The organism is Shewanella sp. SG44-2 (assembly GCF_014164215.1).
Classification (GTDB): Bacteria; Pseudomonadota; Gammaproteobacteria; order Enterobacterales; family Shewanellaceae; genus Shewanella; species Shewanella frigidimarina.
Genome location: NZ_JACJEU010000033.1, coordinates 14,042 through 32,212, shown reverse-complemented (window position 1 = coordinate 32,212; position 18,171 = coordinate 14,042). Strand labels below are relative to the sequence as shown.

General features: G+C 41.7%; 18 protein-coding genes. 11 read left to right on the top strand and 7 right to left on the bottom strand.

Annotation, left to right across the window (positions count from 1 at the left end; translation table 11 throughout):
- The first annotated feature begins 83 nt into the window (after nt 1–83).
- From sspA to H5181_RS18010, 9 genes are all read left to right on the top strand, one after another.
- A complete protein-coding gene (gene sspA, locus H5181_RS18050) occupies nt 84–713 on the top strand; it encodes a stringent starvation protein SspA (RefSeq protein WP_011638743.1) in 630 nt (209 codons plus the stop codon).
- A complete protein-coding gene (locus H5181_RS18045) occupies nt 713–1,183 on the top strand; it encodes a ClpXP protease specificity-enhancing factor (protein ID WP_011638742.1) in 471 nt (156 codons plus the stop codon). Before sspA ends, H5181_RS18045 begins: the two co-directional genes overlap by 1 nt.
- 97 nt (nt 1,184–1,280) lie before the next feature.
- Nucleotides 1,281–1,850, top strand: a complete 570-nt coding sequence (locus H5181_RS18040; RefSeq protein WP_182751682.1) for an aminodeoxychorismate/anthranilate synthase component II — start codon at nt 1,281–1,283, stop codon at nt 1,848–1,850.
- 128 nt (nt 1,851–1,978) lie between these two features.
- Complete coding sequence (locus H5181_RS18035; protein ID WP_182751680.1) at nt 1,979–4,468, top strand: prolyl oligopeptidase family serine peptidase; 2,490 nt, start codon at nt 1,979–1,981, stop codon at nt 4,466–4,468.
- Between the two features lie 102 nt (nt 4,469–4,570).
- The gene (locus H5181_RS18030; protein ID WP_182751679.1) at nt 4,571–5,713 is read left to right on the top strand and encodes an HDOD domain-containing protein; all 1,143 of its coding nucleotides are present in this window, start codon (nt 4,571–4,573) and stop codon (nt 5,711–5,713) included.
- A 336-nt stretch (nt 5,714–6,049) separates the two neighbouring features.
- A complete protein-coding gene (locus tag H5181_RS18025; RefSeq protein ID WP_182751678.1) occupies nt 6,050–7,267 on the top strand; it encodes an aspartate aminotransferase family protein in 1,218 nt (405 codons plus the stop codon).
- 117 nt (nt 7,268–7,384) lie between these two features.
- Complete coding sequence (gene astA / locus H5181_RS18020; RefSeq protein WP_011638737.1) at nt 7,385–8,404, top strand: arginine N-succinyltransferase; 1,020 nt, start codon at nt 7,385–7,387, stop codon at nt 8,402–8,404.
- Between the two features lie 9 nt (nt 8,405–8,413).
- Entirely contained in the window at nt 8,414–9,874 is a 1,461-nt protein-coding gene (gene astD / locus H5181_RS18015) for a succinylglutamate-semialdehyde dehydrogenase (RefSeq protein ID WP_011638736.1), read from the top strand.
- A gap of 69 nt (nt 9,875–9,943) precedes the next feature.
- Complete coding sequence (locus H5181_RS18010; RefSeq protein WP_102037572.1) at nt 9,944–10,744, top strand: DUF1338 domain-containing protein; 801 nt, start codon at nt 9,944–9,946, stop codon at nt 10,742–10,744.
- Between the two features lie 77 nt (nt 10,745–10,821).
- Here the strand turns inward: H5181_RS18010 and H5181_RS18005 are convergent, their stop codons facing one another.
- From H5181_RS18005 to crp, 4 genes are all read right to left on the bottom strand, one after another.
- Entirely contained in the window at nt 10,822–12,156 is a 1,335-nt protein-coding gene (locus tag H5181_RS18005) for an ATP-binding protein (RefSeq protein WP_123883393.1), read from the bottom strand.
- On the bottom strand, nt 12,153–12,827 hold the full coding sequence (locus tag H5181_RS18000) for a response regulator transcription factor (protein ID WP_011638733.1): 675 nt from the start codon (nt 12,825–12,827) through the stop codon (nt 12,153–12,155). Before H5181_RS18000 ends, H5181_RS18005 begins: the two co-directional genes overlap by 4 nt.
- The gene (locus H5181_RS17995) at nt 12,808–13,158 is read right to left on the bottom strand and encodes a PepSY domain-containing protein (protein WP_182751677.1); all 351 of its coding nucleotides are present in this window, start codon (nt 13,156–13,158) and stop codon (nt 12,808–12,810) included. Before H5181_RS17995 ends, H5181_RS18000 begins: the two co-directional genes overlap by 20 nt.
- Nucleotides 13,159–13,288: 130 nt before the next feature.
- Nucleotides 13,289–13,924 carry a cAMP-activated global transcriptional regulator CRP gene (gene crp, locus H5181_RS17990; RefSeq protein WP_011638731.1) on the bottom strand — a complete coding sequence of 212 codons (636 nt, stop codon included), beginning with the start codon at nt 13,922–13,924 and terminating at the stop codon, nt 13,289–13,291.
- A gap of 297 nt (nt 13,925–14,221) precedes the next feature.
- Here crp and H5181_RS17985 point away from each other — a divergent pair, with 297 nt between their 5' ends.
- Entirely contained in the window at nt 14,222–15,001 is a 780-nt protein-coding gene (locus H5181_RS17985; protein WP_011638730.1) for a tetratricopeptide repeat protein, read from the top strand.
- Between the two features lie 238 nt (nt 15,002–15,239).
- On the opposite strand, the gene H5181_RS17980 is transcribed toward H5181_RS17985, so the two are convergent.
- The 3 genes from H5181_RS17980 to H5181_RS17970 form a co-directional block, all read right to left on the bottom strand.
- Entirely contained in the window at nt 15,240–16,136 is an 897-nt protein-coding gene (locus H5181_RS17980; protein ID WP_011638729.1) for a phosphoribulokinase, read from the bottom strand.
- Between the two features lie 133 nt (nt 16,137–16,269).
- On the bottom strand, nt 16,270–16,518 hold the full coding sequence (locus H5181_RS17975) for a YheU family protein (protein WP_059744600.1): 249 nt from the start codon (nt 16,516–16,518) through the stop codon (nt 16,270–16,272).
- A gap of 24 nt (nt 16,519–16,542) precedes the next feature.
- Nucleotides 16,543–17,544 carry a hydrolase gene (locus H5181_RS17970; RefSeq protein ID WP_182751676.1) on the bottom strand — a complete coding sequence of 334 codons (1,002 nt, stop codon included), beginning with the start codon at nt 17,542–17,544 and terminating at the stop codon, nt 16,543–16,545.
- 112 nt (nt 17,545–17,656) lie between these two features.
- Here H5181_RS17970 and H5181_RS17965 point away from each other — a divergent pair, with 112 nt between their 5' ends.
- Nucleotides 17,657–18,169, top strand: coding sequence for a TAT leader-containing periplasmic protein (locus tag H5181_RS17965; protein ID WP_182751675.1), 513 nt, complete (start codon nt 17,657–17,659; stop codon nt 18,167–18,169).
- Nucleotides 18,170–18,171 lie beyond the last annotated feature (2 nt).

Below are 18,171 nucleotides of genomic sequence, written 5' to 3'. Positions count from 1 at the left end.
GTTAATATACATTATCCGCATTTTGTAAACGGGGGGCTTAGCCCCTCGTTTGTTTTGTTTTTTCTAGATTCTGGAGGGTATCAATGGCTGTTGCTGCCAACAAGCGCTCTATCATGACACTTTTTTCTGGTGCCGATGATTTATATAGTCACCAAGTACGTATCGTATTGGCTGAAAAAGGGGTTACCGTTGATGTTTTACAGGTAGACCCAAGTGAAATGCCTGAAGATTTACTTGAAGTAAATCCATACAACTCTGTACCGACTTTAGTTGATCGTGAACTAGTGTTGTACGAATCACGCATTATTATGGAATATTTGGATGAGCGTTTTCCACATCCTCCATTAATGCCTGTATATCCGGTATCTCGCGGCCAAAGCCGTTTAATGATGCACAGAATCGACACCGATTGGTATGCGCTTGTAGAGCGTATCCGTAAAGGTGAAAAGGCTGATGCAGCGCGTAAAGAGTTAATGGAAAGCTTAATTGCTTTAGCGCCAGTATTTGCTGAAATGCCATACTTCATGAGCGAAGAGTTTGGTTTATCTGATTGCTACTTAGGCCCATTATTGTGGCGTCTACCAGTATTAGGCATTCACTTAGACCCACGTACATCGAAAGATATCAGTGCTTACATGACACGTATTTTTGAACGTGAATCATTTAAGGCATCGTTAACTGAGGCTGAGCGCGAAATGCGCATGGGCATGTAATGAAACCAATAACAGCTAATCGTCCATATTTGTTGCGTGCTTACTACGAGTGGTTGATGGATAACCATTTGACGCCACACGTAGTCGTGGATGCATTTGTTAACGGTACGCAGGTTCCGCAGCAATTTGTCAAAGACGGTCAAATCGTCTTGAATATTGCAACCGGAGCGGTGGCTAATCTTCACATGTCTAATGATGCAGTAGAGTTTAATGCACGTTTTGGTGGTGTACCACAGAATGTGTTTTTGCCTATGGCATCGATCGTGGCCATTTACGCTCGTGAAAACGGTGCTGGCACGGTGTTTGATATGGAAGATGCATATATGATCGAAGGTGAACATGATGAGTTATCATCTGTACCGCCATCAATGAAATCTGTTGATGACACTTCGACATTGCCACCATCGTCTAAATCGACAAAGCCTGATGATAAAACTAAGCGTAAAAACCATTTAACTGTGGTGAAGTAGCGGTTAATTAACATTACATAAAACCAGTCGCAAGGCTGGTTTTTTTTAAGCTAAAATTGATGTGCTACAAACATTTATAGCGCAACTGGAACCCATAATGTTGTTGATGATTGATAATTATGATTCTTTTACGTTTAACTTAGTTCAGTACTTCCAAGCTCTGGGGCAAGAGATACTGGTTAAACGTAATGATGAAATCAGCATTGAACAAATTGAAGCTTTAGCACCTACACATTTGATTATTTCTCCTGGTCCATGCACTCCTAATGAAGCGGGTATTTCACTTGCAGCTATTAAACATTTTGCCGGTAAAATTCCTATTCTTGGTGTGTGTTTAGGACATCAAGCTATCGCACAAGTGTTTGGTATTGATGTTGTGCGTGCCAAACGTGTTATGCACGGTAAAACCAGCTTGATTGAACATAATCAACAGGGATTATTCCGTCAATTAGCATTACCTCTGCAGGTTACTCGTTATCATTCATTGTTGATTAACCATGTACCTCATGGCTTTAGTCTGGATGCGTGGTTTGATGACCCAATTTATGGCCGTGAAATTATGGCGATGAGCCATGACGCGTTACGTATTTACAGCGTCCAGTTTCATCCTGAATCTATTTTGACTCAGCAAGGCCATGAACTTTTGGATAACTTTTTGTATTTATAAAGCGTTTTCGAATTTATATCTTCGGGTTCATTATCACGTATTCTGTTACAACTTCTGCAACTAATCTGGCTAAATTCTAGCGTCTATTTGTGCTATAAATAGCGCTTAAAATAATAAAAGGGATAACCATGACAAGCTTTATGCGAAACTTTGCGGTGAGCGCACTTTCTTTGGCAATGATAAGTGGTTGTGCTGCCACGGCCAAACATGACGATACAATGGTTATCGCAGCGCCGAGTGCAACAACGTTGACCGTGCCATTAGCACAGCCTCCAAAAGCCCAGCAACCGTTGACACTTAATCAAATTATGGCCAATCCAGATTGGATGGGAATATTTGCTCAAGGAGCTTATTGGAGCGATGACAGTCAATCGGTATATTTCAGTCGCCAAGCACATCAATCTCCGGTCCGTGATTTTTATCAACAAGCTATTGGACAGTCCGAGGCAAACAAGCTTGCACTTAATCAGTTGCACCTTGCCGATCAACGTAATGGTGTCTTCGATCAGGCCAAGACTCAAAAAGCCTATATTTATCAAGGTAACGTATTTGTAAAAGATTTATCAAACGGTGAAATAAAGCAATTTACCCGTCAAAACGATGCAATTAATGGCGTACGTTTTTTAAATGGTGGCGACCTTGCATTCTGGCAAGGTAATAATATTTTCCGAGTGCACCAGTCTAGCGGCCTAGTAGAACAAATTGCCGCAATCCAAATGGAAAACGAACCTAAAACGACGCAACAGCCAAGCAGCTTTATTGCTAAGCAACAGCATAGACTTATTCAATATGTTGCCATGGAACATGACAACAGTGTCACACGTGATGAATACCGAGATTCATTGGCTAAAGCCGATCCTACTTTTTCAGCTAAACCTTGGTATTTAGGTGATGCTGAAGTGGTTTCAGAAATGAGCCTGTCGCCTGATGGACGTTATGTGATATTGGCCTTAACGGACAAAAATTATGATTGGCGTGCAGAACACGACATTATGCCGAATTATTTGGGCCAAGAAGGTTATGTCGATCCTGTGCCAGCACGTTCACGTGTTGCAGAAGACGCTTTTCCAGGTCAACGTTTAGTGCTACTCGACCTTATTGAACACAATAAAAAAGACATTACCATCGAAGGTCTAACTGGTTTTGATCAAGACGTATTGGCAAGTGTCAAAACTGAAAATGCTAAGGCCCAAGGCAAAAGCTATAAAAGCGAAAATGCCCCGCGTTTAGTCCAGTTAATGCAAGATTGGGAGTGGAGCCAAAGCGCAATTCAGTGGCATGAGTCTAATGATAAATTATTAGTGATGCTGGAAGCCGTTGACAACAAAGATCGCTGGATCGCCAGTGTCGACCTTCAAAAAGGCAAACTAACAACCGAACATCGGTTACATGACGATGCTTGGGTAAACTATAATTTTAATCAATTTGGTTGGATAACCGGTACAGATAGCATGTACTACTTATCTGAAGAGTCTGGTTTTTCTCAGCTCTATACTAAAACGGCAGCTGGCAAAGTAGTCGCTCTTACCAATGGCAAATTTGTGGTTGATAATGTGACTTTATCACCCGACGCAAAACACTTTTATTATCGTGCTAATAAAGACCATCCAGGTAGCTACAATGTTTACCGTGTAGAGATTGCCACAGGTAAAACAGAGCAACTGACTCAGTGGATGGGCACATTGGATTACAATTTGAGCCCTGATGGACAATCATTGTTACTAACGGCTTCATCTGCTGTTCACCCTGATGAACTGTACATTCAACCTATTGGCGGAAAAATGAGCCAATTAACGCATTATACTAGCCCTGAATTTGCACAATATCCTTGGCAAACACCGCAGATAGTGACGGTTCCTTCAAGCCATGGGGCGGGAAACATTTATGCGCGGGTTTATTTGCCTCAAGGTTATGATGCTACCCAAGCAGACAAATATCCTGCTGTAGTGTTTAACCATGGTGCAGGTTATTTACAAAATGCCCATTATGGTTTCTCGGGGTATTTTCGTGAGTTCATGTTCCATAACCTCCTAACCCAACAAGGTTATGTAGTGATGGACATGGATTACCGTGGTTCAAAAGGTTATGGCCGTGATTGGCGAACCGCTGTGTATCGCAACATGGGGCATCCTGAAGTTGAAGATTTAAAAGATGGTGTAGCATGGATGGCAAGTAATGCTAACGTGGATGCACAGCGTGTGGGCACTTATGGTGGTTCGTACGGTGGTTTCCTTACCTTTATGGCGTTATTCAATGAGCCTGAGTTGTTCCAAGCAGGAGCCGCATTGCGCCCTGTAGCTGATTGGGCACATTATAATGCACCTTATACCTCTAATATTTTAAATACGCCTGACGTCGATCCTATCGCTTATGAGCGTAGCTCACCAATAGAGCATGCTCAGGGGTTACAGAAACCACTATTGATCATGAGTGGTGTGTTAGATGACAACGTGTTTTTCCAAGACAGTGTGCGCATGGTGCAACGGCTTATTGAATTAGAAAAGCCGATGTTTGAAACCGCAATCTATCCTGTCGAACCGCATGGATTTAAGCAACCTTCAAGTTGGTTAGATCAGTATCGTCGTATTTATAAATTGTTTGAACAAGAATTGAAGTAATCGGCTCTGAGTTCAAAAAAACAAATAAATATCTATTAAGGCTTCCTTTGAGAAGCCTTAATTTTTATGATTAAGTGATGAAAACTGTAAAAGGCAATGTGAGTGGCAATATCAATAGCAGGTGGAGTTCGGCCCGGAAAAGTCATTGAGATTGAGCGCCGACTCTATAAACAACTTATTGTGGGTAAGCATAAAGCCAATGCTATGCCTGATGAGTTGAGCGCAGAATTAGAAGAGAGCGCTAATAAGCTTGATATTGAGCGTAAAGCATTAAAAATGCGTCTTGAGAAACAAGCAAAAGAGAAAAGTGTATATGTTGAGGTATCCGCACTGTTAACTCATACAGTTAATAATGCGATAGAGCATCAATTAGCTCATCCTCAAATGATATTAGAAGCATCAGCAATTAGCGAAAATCAAATTTTATTGTTAGACCTTCTATTACACCCAGATCTGAACATTAATCGACTTCGACCGATTATCGAAAGTATTAACTGGTTATCACGTGATTTAATCAATTTAATTAATAGTCCAGCATCTCGTCACCGCCGCCCTAAACATGGCGATGTTCAAGTGACCGACATTAAGCTAGTGCTTAACTACATTGGTATTGAACATTTACGTTTGTTGATCCCTTATTTTTGTTTACGTAACTGGTTACCTTCAGGTAACGCTAACTTATTATGGATCACCCGCAAGCTTTGGCGTTACAGCATGGTAAGTGCCATAGCAGCGCAAACCTTAGCAGAGTTACATAATGAAGAGCCTGGTTTGGCTTATAGCTGTGCGTTAATGTACCAATTTTCTACCTCAATTATATTGAGCCAAAGTGGACGTATATTTGATAATACTTGGGGGACTTGGTTACGAGAGGCAAGCCATAGCCGAGAAAAACAAGTTTACGATGCCATTATGGCAACAGACTTTCCTGCCGAGGAAGTATTGGGCCAAGTATTACTCCATAGCCACCGTTTAAATTGGCAACTATTGAGTTTACTGAAATTCGATGATTCCCCGATGACACAAGTGTTAAAAGAGTTAGACCACGATTACCACTTTACAGAGCTATCAGCCGATGCCGCCATTGTGGCTAAGGCGAGTTGTTATGCCAAAGTGCTTTTGTTAGAAGAGCAACAACAAATCGATCCACAAGAGAAACGTATTATGTTTGATTATTATCAGTTTTCGGCGCAAGAACTGATTAGGCTTAAAGGGCAAAATTTTCGGAAGCTTGATTTACTTTAAATAGCTTTTTTCTATCAAAAGGATAAATGTTAAATATGTGTAATTATTCACTTTTGATGAATAGCTACACAAATTCGAGTCAAATAACTTTTTTTATGACTATTTATGCTTCATAACCCCCCAATAAATGCGTTGTTTAGTCATATTTATCAATCTTTATGCAGAATGCCAATAAGGCCTGCAGAAGTTAATTGTACTGAACTGGTATTTTGATCACATTTTCGCTAATAATGTCGCATAAATAACACAAACTTCCGCTAATGCACTTACAGAATATAAAGCAGACAGCGGAAACAGCGGCTTTCAAGCCGCTTACAACCTGAAGGATGAAATGCAATGAGTGTAGAAATGAATCTAACCCGTGCCCAATTCGATGAAGTTATGGTGCCTAATTATGCGCCTGCCGCTGTTATTCCTGTTCGCGGAGCAGGTAGCCGAATATGGGATCAAGAAGGTAATGAATTCATCGATTTTGCCGGTGGTATTGCAGTAAATTGTTTAGGTCATTGTCACCCAGCTTTAGTGTCAGCATTAAAAGAGCAAGGCGAAAAGTTATGGCATTTATCAAACGTAATGACCAACGAGCCAGCACTAGAATTAGCGACAAAGTTAGTTAATGCCACATTTGCTGAGCGCGTCTATTTTGCTAACTCAGGTGCAGAAGCCAATGAAGCAGCATTAAAATTAGCTCGCCGTTATGCATTAGATAACCATGGTGCAGATAAAGATCAAATCATCGCATTCGATAAAGCGTTCCACGGCCGTACATTCTTTACTGTAACAGTTGGCGGACAAGCTGCTTATTCAGACGGTTTTGGCCCTAAGCCACAAAGTATTACTCACGTGCCATTTAATGATATCGCTGCACTTGAAGCGGTAATTTCTGACAAAACTTGTGCCATTATGCTTGAACCTCTTCAAGGTGAAGGCGGGATTATCAATGGTGATCCTGAGTTCTTAAAAGCAGTACGTCGTTTAGCTGATAAGCATGACGCATTAGTGATTTTTGATGAAGTACAAACTGGTGTAGGCCGTACTGGTGAGTTATTTGCTTACATGGGTACAGACATCGTGCCAGATATTTTAACCAGTGCCAAAGCGCTAGGCGGTGGCTTCCCTATTGCTGCAATGCTAACTAGCGCAAAAATTGCTGCTCACCTAAAAATTGGTACTCACGGTTCTACTTATGGCGGCAACCCACTGGCTTGTGCTGTAGGTAATGCAGTAATGGACGTGGTTAATACCAAAGAAGTGTTGGACGGAGTTAAACATCGCGAACAGTTATTCCGTGATGGTTTAGCGGCTATTAACGCCAAATACAACGTATTCAGTGAAGTACGTGGTAAAGGCTTGTTAATCGGTGCGGTATTAAATGAACAATATGAAGGTCGTAGCCGTGACTTCTTGGTTGCTTCTGTTGCTGAAGGCCTTATGAGTTTGATGGCTGGTGCAAACGTTGTGCGTTTTGCTCCTTCATTAGTGATCCCAGAAGCAGACATCGCAGAAGGCTTGTTGCGTTTTGAACGCGCAGTAGCAAAAGTGGTTGCTGGTTAATTTGCAAATTTAGTGCAGGCTTAGCTTGCACTAATTTGTTTGGGTACGCCAATTGGGTGAATACGCGTTGAAATGTATTTCAGCGCGGTTCGCTTATGGCGCAATGAGGAGATTAAGATGTTAATCATACGTCCTATCCGTGCAAGTGATTACGATGCACTTTATGGTATCGCAGTTGAGTCAGGCCACGGTTTTACATCTTTACCAGTTAACGAAGAGTTACTGCGTTCAAAGATTGCTAGGGCAGAGGCATCTTTTATCAAGCAAATTGATAAACCTTTTGACGAAGGTTATTTAATGGTGCTTGAAGATACAAAGACCAATGAAGTTGTCGGTACCTGTGGTATTGAAGCCGCCGTCGGCATGCAAGATGCTTTTTATCATTACCGTTTAGGTACTGAGGTCTATCATTCTCAGCAAATTTCTGTTCGCAATGAAGTTGAAACCCTCACATTATGCCACGACTACACTGGCGCAGCAGAAGTGTGCACCCTGTTTTTAAAAGACGGATATCGCAAAGGCAACAACGGCCGCATGTTATCACGCTCGCGCTTTTTATTATTAGCACAGCATCCTGAGCGCTTTGGCGATACCGTTATTGCTGAAATGCGTGGTGTGAGTGATGATCATGGTGACTCGCCGTTTTATGAATGGTTACAACATCACTTTTTAGGTATCGATTTTGTTGAAGCTGACTACTTGTCTGGTTTAGGCAAAAAAGCCTTTATGGCCGAAATGATGCCGCGAAACCCCGTTTATGTTTGCATGTTGCCTAAAAAAGCCCAAAAAGTGATTGGTGAAGTGCATAAAAACACCAAGCCAGCATTGCGTTTATTACAGGCAGAGGGTTTTAAGTTCCGTAATTATGTCGATATTTTTGATGGCGGCCCAACGGTTGAATGTGCACTAGCTGAGATCCGCTCAGTGAAAAAGAGCCGTTTATTGACCGTTTCAGTTGGCAAGATGCCACATGCCGATCATCATTTTATTATCTCCAACACCTCGCTTGCTGATTATCGTGCGTCAGCAGCTAAATTGTTGGTCTCTGATGAACACGACAATGTTGTGCTCAGCCCTGAAATCGCTGCTGGTTTACTGGTGAGCGATGGCGAGCAAATTCGTGTTTTAGCAATGTAGGAGCAAGAAATGACACAATATATTCAAGGTCAGTGGTTAGCTGGCGAAGGTCATGAAATCAATTCAAAAAACCCTGCCAACGGTGACGTAATTTGGCAAGGTAACACGGCTACTGCTACTCAAGTGAATGCAGCTGTAGATGCCGCTCGTGCGGCACAGTTTGATTGGTTTATGCTGGGTTATGAAGCTCGCTTAGCCATAGTCGAAGCGTATCGTGCACAACTAGAAGCTAATAAAGCCGAGATCGCAGAAACCATCGCTCAAGAAACCGGTAAGCCACAGTGGGAAACTGCCACTGAAGTGGGTGCTATGATTGGCAAGATAGCATTGTCGGCAAAAGCCCATGACAAACGTACCGGCACTGAAACCAATGATTTACCTGCAGGGCGTGCCGTATTACGTCACAAGCCTCATGGTGTTGTAGCGGTATTTGGCCCTTATAATTTCCCAGGCCATCTACCAAACGGACACATAGTACCAGCATTATTGGCCGGTAACACAGTGGTGTTTAAGCCATCAGAATTAACGCCTAAAGTGGCTGAGTTAATGCTGAAGTGTTGGGACAAAGCTGGTTTACCACAAGGTGTGGTTAACTTAGTGCAAGGTGAAGTTGAAACCGGTAAAGCATTAGCATCACATCCACAAATTGACGGTTTATTCTTTACCGGTAGTTCACGTACTGGGCATATTTTACATGAACAATATGCTGGCCTCCCAGGTAAGATTTTAGCCTTAGAAATGGGCGGTAATAATCCGCTTATCGTTAAAGGCGTTACCGATACCAAAGCTGCGGTCCATGACATTATTCAGTCTGCTTATATTTCGTCTGGCCAGCGTTGTACTTGTGCCCGTCGTTTATATATTGAAGAGGGCGCACAAGGTGATGCGTTAATCGCAGAGCTAGTAAAGGCTATTAAGCAAATTAAAGTGGGTGCTTGGAACGTTCAACCACAACCTTTTATGGGCTCGATGATTTCTGAAACCGCTGCACGTGGCATGGTTGCCGCACAGGCGACACTTCAGTCATTAGGTGGTGTTTCATTAGTTGAGTTAGTGCAAGTTGAAGCTGGTACTGGTTTAGTCACTCCAGGCTTAATAGATGTCACTAAAGTCGCTGAGTTACCTGATGAAGAATATTTCGGTCCATTATTGCAATTAGTACGTTACAGCGATTTTGACCAAGCTATTCATTTAGCCAATGCGACTCGTTATGGTTTATCAGCTGGTTTATTAGCGGATAGCCGTGAAGATTACGATTACTTTTTAGCGCGCATTCGTGCTGGTATTGTTAATTGGAATAAGCAGATTACAGGCGCATCAGGTGCGGCACCATTTGGTGGCGTTGGCGCTTCAGGTAATCATCGTGCAAGTGCATTTTATGCTGCTGATTACTGTGCTTACCCTGTCGCTTCAATGGAAGCAGATGCCGTAAGCTTACCTGCTACTTTAAGCCCTGGTTTATCAATTTAACTGATAAATTCATCGCATGATCCGTGCTGGTGACTTTGTTCACCAGCCTTATTTTAGAAGGATTTAACCATGCATACTGACGTTAATGCTTTATTTGCTGCCTTGTGGCAAGACTACATTAAGATGACGCCTTCAGCGGCGAAAATTCATCAGCTTTTAGGCCATGGCGCGCCAATCATCAATGACCATATCGCTTTGCGTACTTTTAATATCGCTAAAGTAAATTTAAGCGTATTGGCTAAACATTTCACCTCTATCGGTTATGTCGACAGTGGTGATTATAAGTTTGAGCAGAAAAAGCTGATAGCTAAGCACTTTGAACATCCGGATCCAAAACAGCCAAAGGTGTTTATCTCTGAGTTGTTAGTTGAAGAATTTAGCCCTGAGCTGCAAAAGAGCATCCATGGTTTAATCGATCAGGTTGATATTGCGGCAACCACGGCAGATAACTTCATATATTCTGGTCGTCATTGGGATGTAGATAAAGCGACTTACCAAGCATTACTTGCTGAAAGCGAATATGCTGCGTGGGTTGCTGCGTTAGGTTACCGTGCCAATCACTTTACGGTTTCAATTAACGATCTGCCTGAATTTGAGCGTATTGAAGATGTAAACCAAGCCTTAAAGCAGGCTGGGTTTGTGTTAAATAGCTCTGGCGGTGAAGTTAAAGGATCGCCAGAAGTCTTGTTAGAGCAGTCTTCTACCATGGCTGATAAAGTGGTTGTGAACTTTACCGATGGCGATGTGGAAATTCCAAGTTGTTTCTATGAGTTTGCCCGTCGTTATCCAATGGCTAATGGTCAGCTTTATACTGGCTTTGTTGCAGCATCTGCCGACAAGATTTTTGAAAGTACCAATGCAATGATGTAATGTTTATGCATGGACGAAAAAGACCTAATTGATCGCTCAGTTAGGTCTTTTTTATTGCTTATTCTAGGCAAAAAAGCTTAGTTGCTCATCAATATACTGACATTAAGCCCTTGTAATGCTTTACTTCGACTAAATTGCAATACAAAACCATATTGGTCACAAATCTCTTTAACAATCGATAAGCCCAACCCGTGGCCAATAGTTGCTTCATCTAGTCGGGTGCCACGAGAGGTTAATAATGCAATTTGCTCTTGTTTTACACCGAGACCATCGTCTTCAATTTGAATTAATATCACTCCCGATGGTAACTCTTCGATGCTGACATGAACCTGTGAGTTTGCCCATTTAAAGGCATTGTCGAGCAGATTGCCAAACAGCTCCATACCATCTTCGCGATGTATTGGAATACGACTAATATGTTGCGGATTCACAATGCTGCAATCAATGCTCCGCTGATGATGCACTTTATGTAACGTTTGGATTAAGCTATCAAAATCTTTTGGCACCGCCAGTTGTGCTGCGGGCAGCATGTCTCCCGTTATCCTTGCTGCAGCCAATTTACGTTCAATCATTTTATGAACTAAATCTAATTGCTGCTGCATTGCTATAGCGGCATCCGGATGAGTGAGCCCGAGCGCTTCAACTTGTTGCTGCATGACTGCTAATGGGGTTTTTAAGCCATGGCTTAAATTACCTAGGTTATTGCGGCTACGTTCAATTTGTTTGGCTGTGTAGTCTAACAACTCATTGTAGGTTTCGGCTAGCGGGCGGATTTCTGCTGGAATTTGTGAAATGGCTAATGAAGCGATTTCACCTTCGCGCAATTTAGCCAGTGCCCCTTGGATTTGATTTACCGGTTTAAATGATTGGCGTAAAATAATGAAGATACCGGCGATCATCGCCAATAACATACCGATATTGATTGCCAGTTTAGTACCAAACACTTCGCTAAACACACGCCGTCCGATACTGAGATCTTGGGCGACAGTTAATGTGGCTGTGTTGTGACTGTTTGGCGCGCCGATGCCGATAGATAACAACTGCATATCATTGTTTTTTGGCCCTTTAGCCTGCCAAACTCGTTTCTGCTGTGCTTGTAACTGTTCAATTTGTAATTCGGCATCCCACAATGAACGGGATCGAATAGTGCGGTCGGGCAGATTTAATTGGAAATAACGCCCTGAATAAGCTGGTCGGTAAAAGCTGGATAATTGGTTTTGGTCGATAACGATCTCACCCTCATCGAGCCTAGTGGCGATAATGATATGTTCTAAATCTTCTTCAAGACGATTAATAATAGAGTCATGAAACGCATCTCGAAGCATCGACTCAAATAAAAATAAGCCTATTAGCGTAGCAATAATGATTAAGCCACTGAGCCAGAGGCTTAATTTAAACCGAATCGAAATCATTCAATAATGCCATGGAAAATATAACCCTGACCACGGCGAGTTTCGATAGCGGTTTTACCGAGTTTTTTACGTAAGTGTGTGACATAAACTTCAACGACGTTACTTTCTTTTTCATCATCAAATTGATAAAGCTTATCAGTAAGCTGTTGCTTCGAAAGAAGCTTCTTTGGTGACATTAAGAATATTTTCAGTAACCTAAACTCCATCGACGTCAGCTCATATATGTGTTCGCCAACAGTCACCTTTTGCTCGTTTTCGTCTAAATTAACCCCTGCATAACAAAGTTGCTTGGATGACGAGTTAACCCGCCCATGGGCTCTATGAATGAGTGCCTGAATACGGGCGAGGAGTTCTTGCGCATGAAACGGTTTGCCTAAGTAGTCATCTGCGCCAGCATTAAAGCCTTCAACTTTTTCATGCCACTGACTTCGGGCAGTTAACATTATTACCGGGGTATTTATGCCACGTTCACGCCATTTAGTGACTAATGACAAGCCATTGCCGTCTGGTAATCCGATATCTAAAATGACACAGTCATAATCAGTTTCTTTCATCAAATAATCGGCTTCAATAGCTTTGTCTGTGACATCCGTAATATAACCAGCTTGCTTGAGTTGTTTTTCAAGCTCGGCAACCAGTAAAGGGTTATCTTCAACGAGTAACAGTTTCATGTTTAGTACATTCGCTCGGTAATTGAGTCAATGAATCTTGCATACCGTTAGCTGCATCTAATTGCAGATTAACAACATGCCCTTGTTTTAGCTTAAATTGTAAATCATAGCGCCACTTATCTTGATGTTGATAAAGCTGGGCGTCGATTAAGTGACCATCACAATACTGCGACAACCAAGTTAAGTAATCATCTAATGAACGTATATTACCAGAAGATACTAATTTTTGGACGTTGTCATGGTCCAGAGGGCGTTCTTTTGCGGGAATATCTTGTTGATTAATGGTGATGGCCATTAAGCTGCTTATTGCTGTTAAGAACAAGCTATTCATGGGCGCTCCAAAATAAAAAAGTGGCGTTCAGAGTATGAACACCACTTTAAGTATCTTGGCTTAAATCAAGCTGAAGCCTATATGATTAAGGCATAAACATTTAGTTTGATTCGTCGTTAGCCTTTGTCGTTTAGCGCGTACCGTAAACTACGATCGTTTTACCGTGTGCTTGGATTAAATTTTGTTCTTCAAGCATTTTTAAAATACGACCGACGGTTTCACGTGAACAACCAACAATTTGACCAATCTCTTGACGTGTAATCTTAATTTGCATGCCGTCAGGATGTGTCATAGCATCAGGTTGTTTTGCAAGGTGTAATAACGTTTGTGCAATGCGACCAGCAACGTCAAGGAACGCTAAGTCGCCTACTTTTTGGCTAGTACTTTGTAAACGATAGGCCATTTGCGCCGAAAGTTTCATCAAGATTTCAGGGTTTACCTGAATCAATTGCTTAAATTTCTTGTAAGAAATTTCTGCAATTTCACATGCTTGTTTAGCACGAACCCATGCAGTACGTTCAGATTGTTCTTCAAACAATCCTAATTCACCGATAAAGTCGCCTTGATTTAGATAAGAAAGGATCATTTCTTTACCTTCTTCATCTTTGATCAATACAGCAACGGAACCTTTGACGATGTAATATAAAGTGTCAGAATCTTCACCTGCGTGAATTAAAGTACTCTTTGCAGGGTACTTATGAATGTGACAATGTGAAAGAAACCATTCTAATGTTGGGTCAGGTTTTGGCTTACCAATCAGAGCCATACGATGTTCCTCGATTGATTAAAAATGAAAGTAAGTAATATCTAATTAAGCATTCTACGCTATTGAAACCGTGAAAACTTTGATAGAGATCGTATTTAGAAGTGTGCGTAGTGTATATTAACTTGTTAAATTTAAGATTAAATTTATCTCATTTGTGATGACGGTCGACTTTTTTTGTGAATTTGTCTTAATCATCACTACGATTGAATTATTGCTAATGTCATTTGTCTATTGTATTGGATCCATGAGTTAGCTAATGTTATTTAATCAGCTTCATAAATAGTTGTCGAGGTATGTGTGAAAAAACTGAGTCAAATCGGGTTTATTGCCTGTGTTGTTTTATTAAGTGGACTTAGTTCATCTGTAAAAGCGTTTGTTATCCCGCCCTCTATTGAGTCTCAGGCGGCGACTAAGCTGGTTCATATTCAGATTAAAGCCAAACAGGGCAATGCAGATGCACAATTTTTATTGGGTTTAATGAACCTTTCCGGACGATTTGTTACTCAAGATACTAAGCAAGGATTAAGCTGGGTTAATCTTGCTGCACAACAACACAATATTAAGGCGCAACAAACATTAGCTGATTTAGCCTTTGACGGTAAATTAATTCCGCGTGATTTAGCGCTGGCAGAAAAATGGTATCTGCAAATGGTCGCACAAGGAGATAAGTGGGCTCATTTTCGTTTAGGGTTTATTTATTCTGCTGGTGGTGATGGTGTAGTGCGTAATTGCGGCAAAGCAATGGAGCAGTTTAGTGCTGCGGGGGATGCCGTTTCAATGGGCAATATTGCGTGGATATTAGCCACGTGCCCTGAGGCCGAATACCGAGATGGTTCGCGTGCAGTATCAATGTCGTTAAAATTACTCGAACAAAATCAAAATGATCCAACGGTATTAGATAATCTTGCGGCCGCGTATGCTGAGCTTGGTGATTTTTCTGCGGCAATTGATACCCAGAAAAAAGCAATTGATGCGTTAAAGGATAATCCTGAGATTGTGCGCAGCGATGAGTTTATTTTACGTTTGAAACAGTATCAGAATAATCAAGCTTATCGAGAAATTATCCCACTGATGTAATGCTCAGGATAAGCAATGTGAGTCATTTACTATTATCAACCGGTCCGTGTATTGACTTGTTTATCAGAAGGGATAATAGCTGATGTGAGTGCTTGAGCATCGATGTTGTTTGGTTTCGTTGATGTGCTCAATGCGCTAACAGAAAAAAGGGGGAATTAGCACCCCAAGCACATCAACTGCCGTTCTTTCGCTCGAAATCACGATGCGGCTATCTTAATTGTTCTGACTTAAATCAAACTTAATCGAGTTTGATATCATCAAGGTTTTGCAACTCTAGACGTTTATCCATTAAGTCTTTAACCAAAGGCGTTAAAATTAATTCCATAGCCAGAGACATTTTTCCACCAGGAACAACTAGTGTATTGACGCGTGACATAAATGAGCCTTGGATCATGTTGAGGTAATAAGGGAAATCAACATTATTAATACCGCGAAAGCGAATCACTAAAAAGCTTTCATCTAGGCTAGGTATGTCTTTTGCGCTAAAGGGATTTGAGGTGTCTACGGTCGGCACTCGTTGAAAATTAATGTGTGTCCGTGAAAATTGCGGCGTCATGTGCTTGATGTAATCGTCCATACTACGGACTATCGAGCCCATAACTTTTTCACGACTGTGGCCTCTATCGTTTGTGTCGCGAATAATCTTCTGGATCCACTCTAAGTTAACAATCGGCACCATGCCTATCAAAAGATCAACATGTTTAGCGACATCTGCATCTTCAGTCACCACACCACCGTGCAGTCCTTCGTAATACAGCATATCGGTATTGGCTGGCAAATCACGCCATTGCGTAAATGTACCGGGCATTTGATTAAATGGCACCGCTTCATCAAAGGTGTGTAAGTAGCTGCGGGTTTGGCCATTACCTGTATCACCATAACTGGTAAAACATTCTTCGAGCTTTTTGAAATTATTCGCTTCGGGACCAAAATAGCTTAAGTTTCGATTTTCAGCCTGTGATTTTCTAATTAACACTTCCATTTCAGCGCGGGTGAAATTATGGAAACTATCACCTTCAACGAATGCAGCATTGATACCCAACTGTCTAAATATATGAATGAAGGCAGTTGTGGTCGTAGTTGTGCCAGCACCGGATGAACCGGTTACAGCAATAATAGGATGTTTTGCTGACATATTATTTGCCTAGGTAATGTTGTGGACGTGAAAAATCGAGTCACTAGTTATACGGTAATCATCACCCGTGGGTCAATTATTCGCAGGTAACAATGTGATCATTTTGTAGTAAAACCATCGTTTTGTATTACAGCTAGTCGAAAGATGAGCGTGAAATATGCTCGCGTTGCCTAATGGCGATAGACTCATCATCCTCGCTATATTCAACCACTAGCTCGCCCTTTTTTAGTGCTAGCTTACATTGGTCCATTGCGCGACTTAATTGTTGCTCGTCTGCGTCACTAAAACTGCCATCTTCAAGTTGTGATAACAGATATTCTTTTATCATACGCTGAAGTACTTCTTGAGGTAATGAAAGTAACGCTTCATAAGGCACAAGCATGGTGTATTTCCTATTTATGACTGACTAAAGAAGCGGGGCATCGTGTTCGGTTACTGTATCATCTGTAGTTCGAATAAACTCGATGATGCGACGCTCGAGGTAAAAGCGCGGTTTCCAAGGCCACCCACCTTCAACAAACCCTACATGTCCACCACACTCATGCAACTCGTATTCAACCATAGGTGATAATTGAGCTTGCTTTGGGATCACTTCATCGGTCATGAAGGGATCATCCTTGGCGTGGATGACTAAAGTAGGCTTGGTGATATGCTGCAAATAGCCAAGGCCGCTAGATTGTTGATAGTAATCATTTACGTCAATAAAACCATGCAAAGGTGCAGTGACTTTATCGTCAAACAAATAAAAGGTATTGAGCATTTTGAGCTGCTCTTTAGTGATCGGCATTTGCTCGGTTAAATCAGCAGTGTTGATTTTGTCGAGCATTTTATGTTGTAAGCGTTTAATTAAAAAGCGTTGATACAGAGTTGAAAAGCCACTTTCTAAGCGTTTAGCACAGGCTCCTAGCGTGAGAGGGGCCGACACCACCACAGCACGTTCAAGTAAGCTATGCTGTTTTTTACTGCCTTGGTATTTTGCTAGTACATTACCGCCCAAGCTGTAGCCGACAGCATACAATGGTGAGTCTGGATAGTAATGCTTTAGTTGCTCTAGGGTATGGGCTAAGTCGTTAACATCGCCGCTATGATAACTGCGAGCTAAGCGATTGGGTTCACCAGAACACCCCCGATGATGGTGAACAACAGCAGACATTTTGGCTTTTTTTGCTTCGATGAGCATTCTGCGTGCATAATGCGATTCAGTGTTACCTTCAAGACCATGAATGATAACTAAGATAGGCGCGCCATTTTGGGCCTGGCCCAGCCAATCTAAATCGATAAAATCGCCGTCGGGTAACTCTTGTCTTTGCCTAAATGTTATTGGTCTGGCCACTTTGAAAATGAACGGTAGAATCGTTTGTACATGCGGGCTAGCAGCCCACCAAGGCGGAGTGAACAAGGTTTTCATAAAAGGAATATTTCTGTAATAGTTTGTGAAAATTTAAACGTATGTTTAAATGTTACTCATGCCACTCTACCACATAAAAAATAGAGACAACAATAAACTCAAGGGGAAGTAAATGAAGCGGCGTACCTTTATTACGGGTGCTTTTGCTGGAACTGCAGCAATAGCACTAGGCGTTAATTTATATTCACCCATTATCACGACTTCTAGCGATGATATTCATCACCGAGTGTTGTTTAGTGTATTGCTGCCAGTGTTCTTAGACGGTGCATTGCCCGAGGTTCCTAGCCATAGAGAAATCGCGATAAATCGCACATTGGATGCAATTTCACAATCAATTACCCATTTGCCGATTGAACAACAGCAAGAGCTGATGGAATTGTTAGAGTTGCTTGAAGGTCGCTTTGGTCTATTGTTGCTCAGTGGCAGTATGACACCGTTATTAATGCGTGAACCACAGCAATTGATCGACATGTTAGAGTTTTGGCGTAACAACTATTTGGACATGTTAACAACCGCTTATAACGGATTACGTGAATTGATAATGGCAAGTTATTACGCCTGTCCGGAACATTGGGGCAATTTACGTTATGTAAAGCCTACTTTCTTGGTGCATAACGCGCATTAACC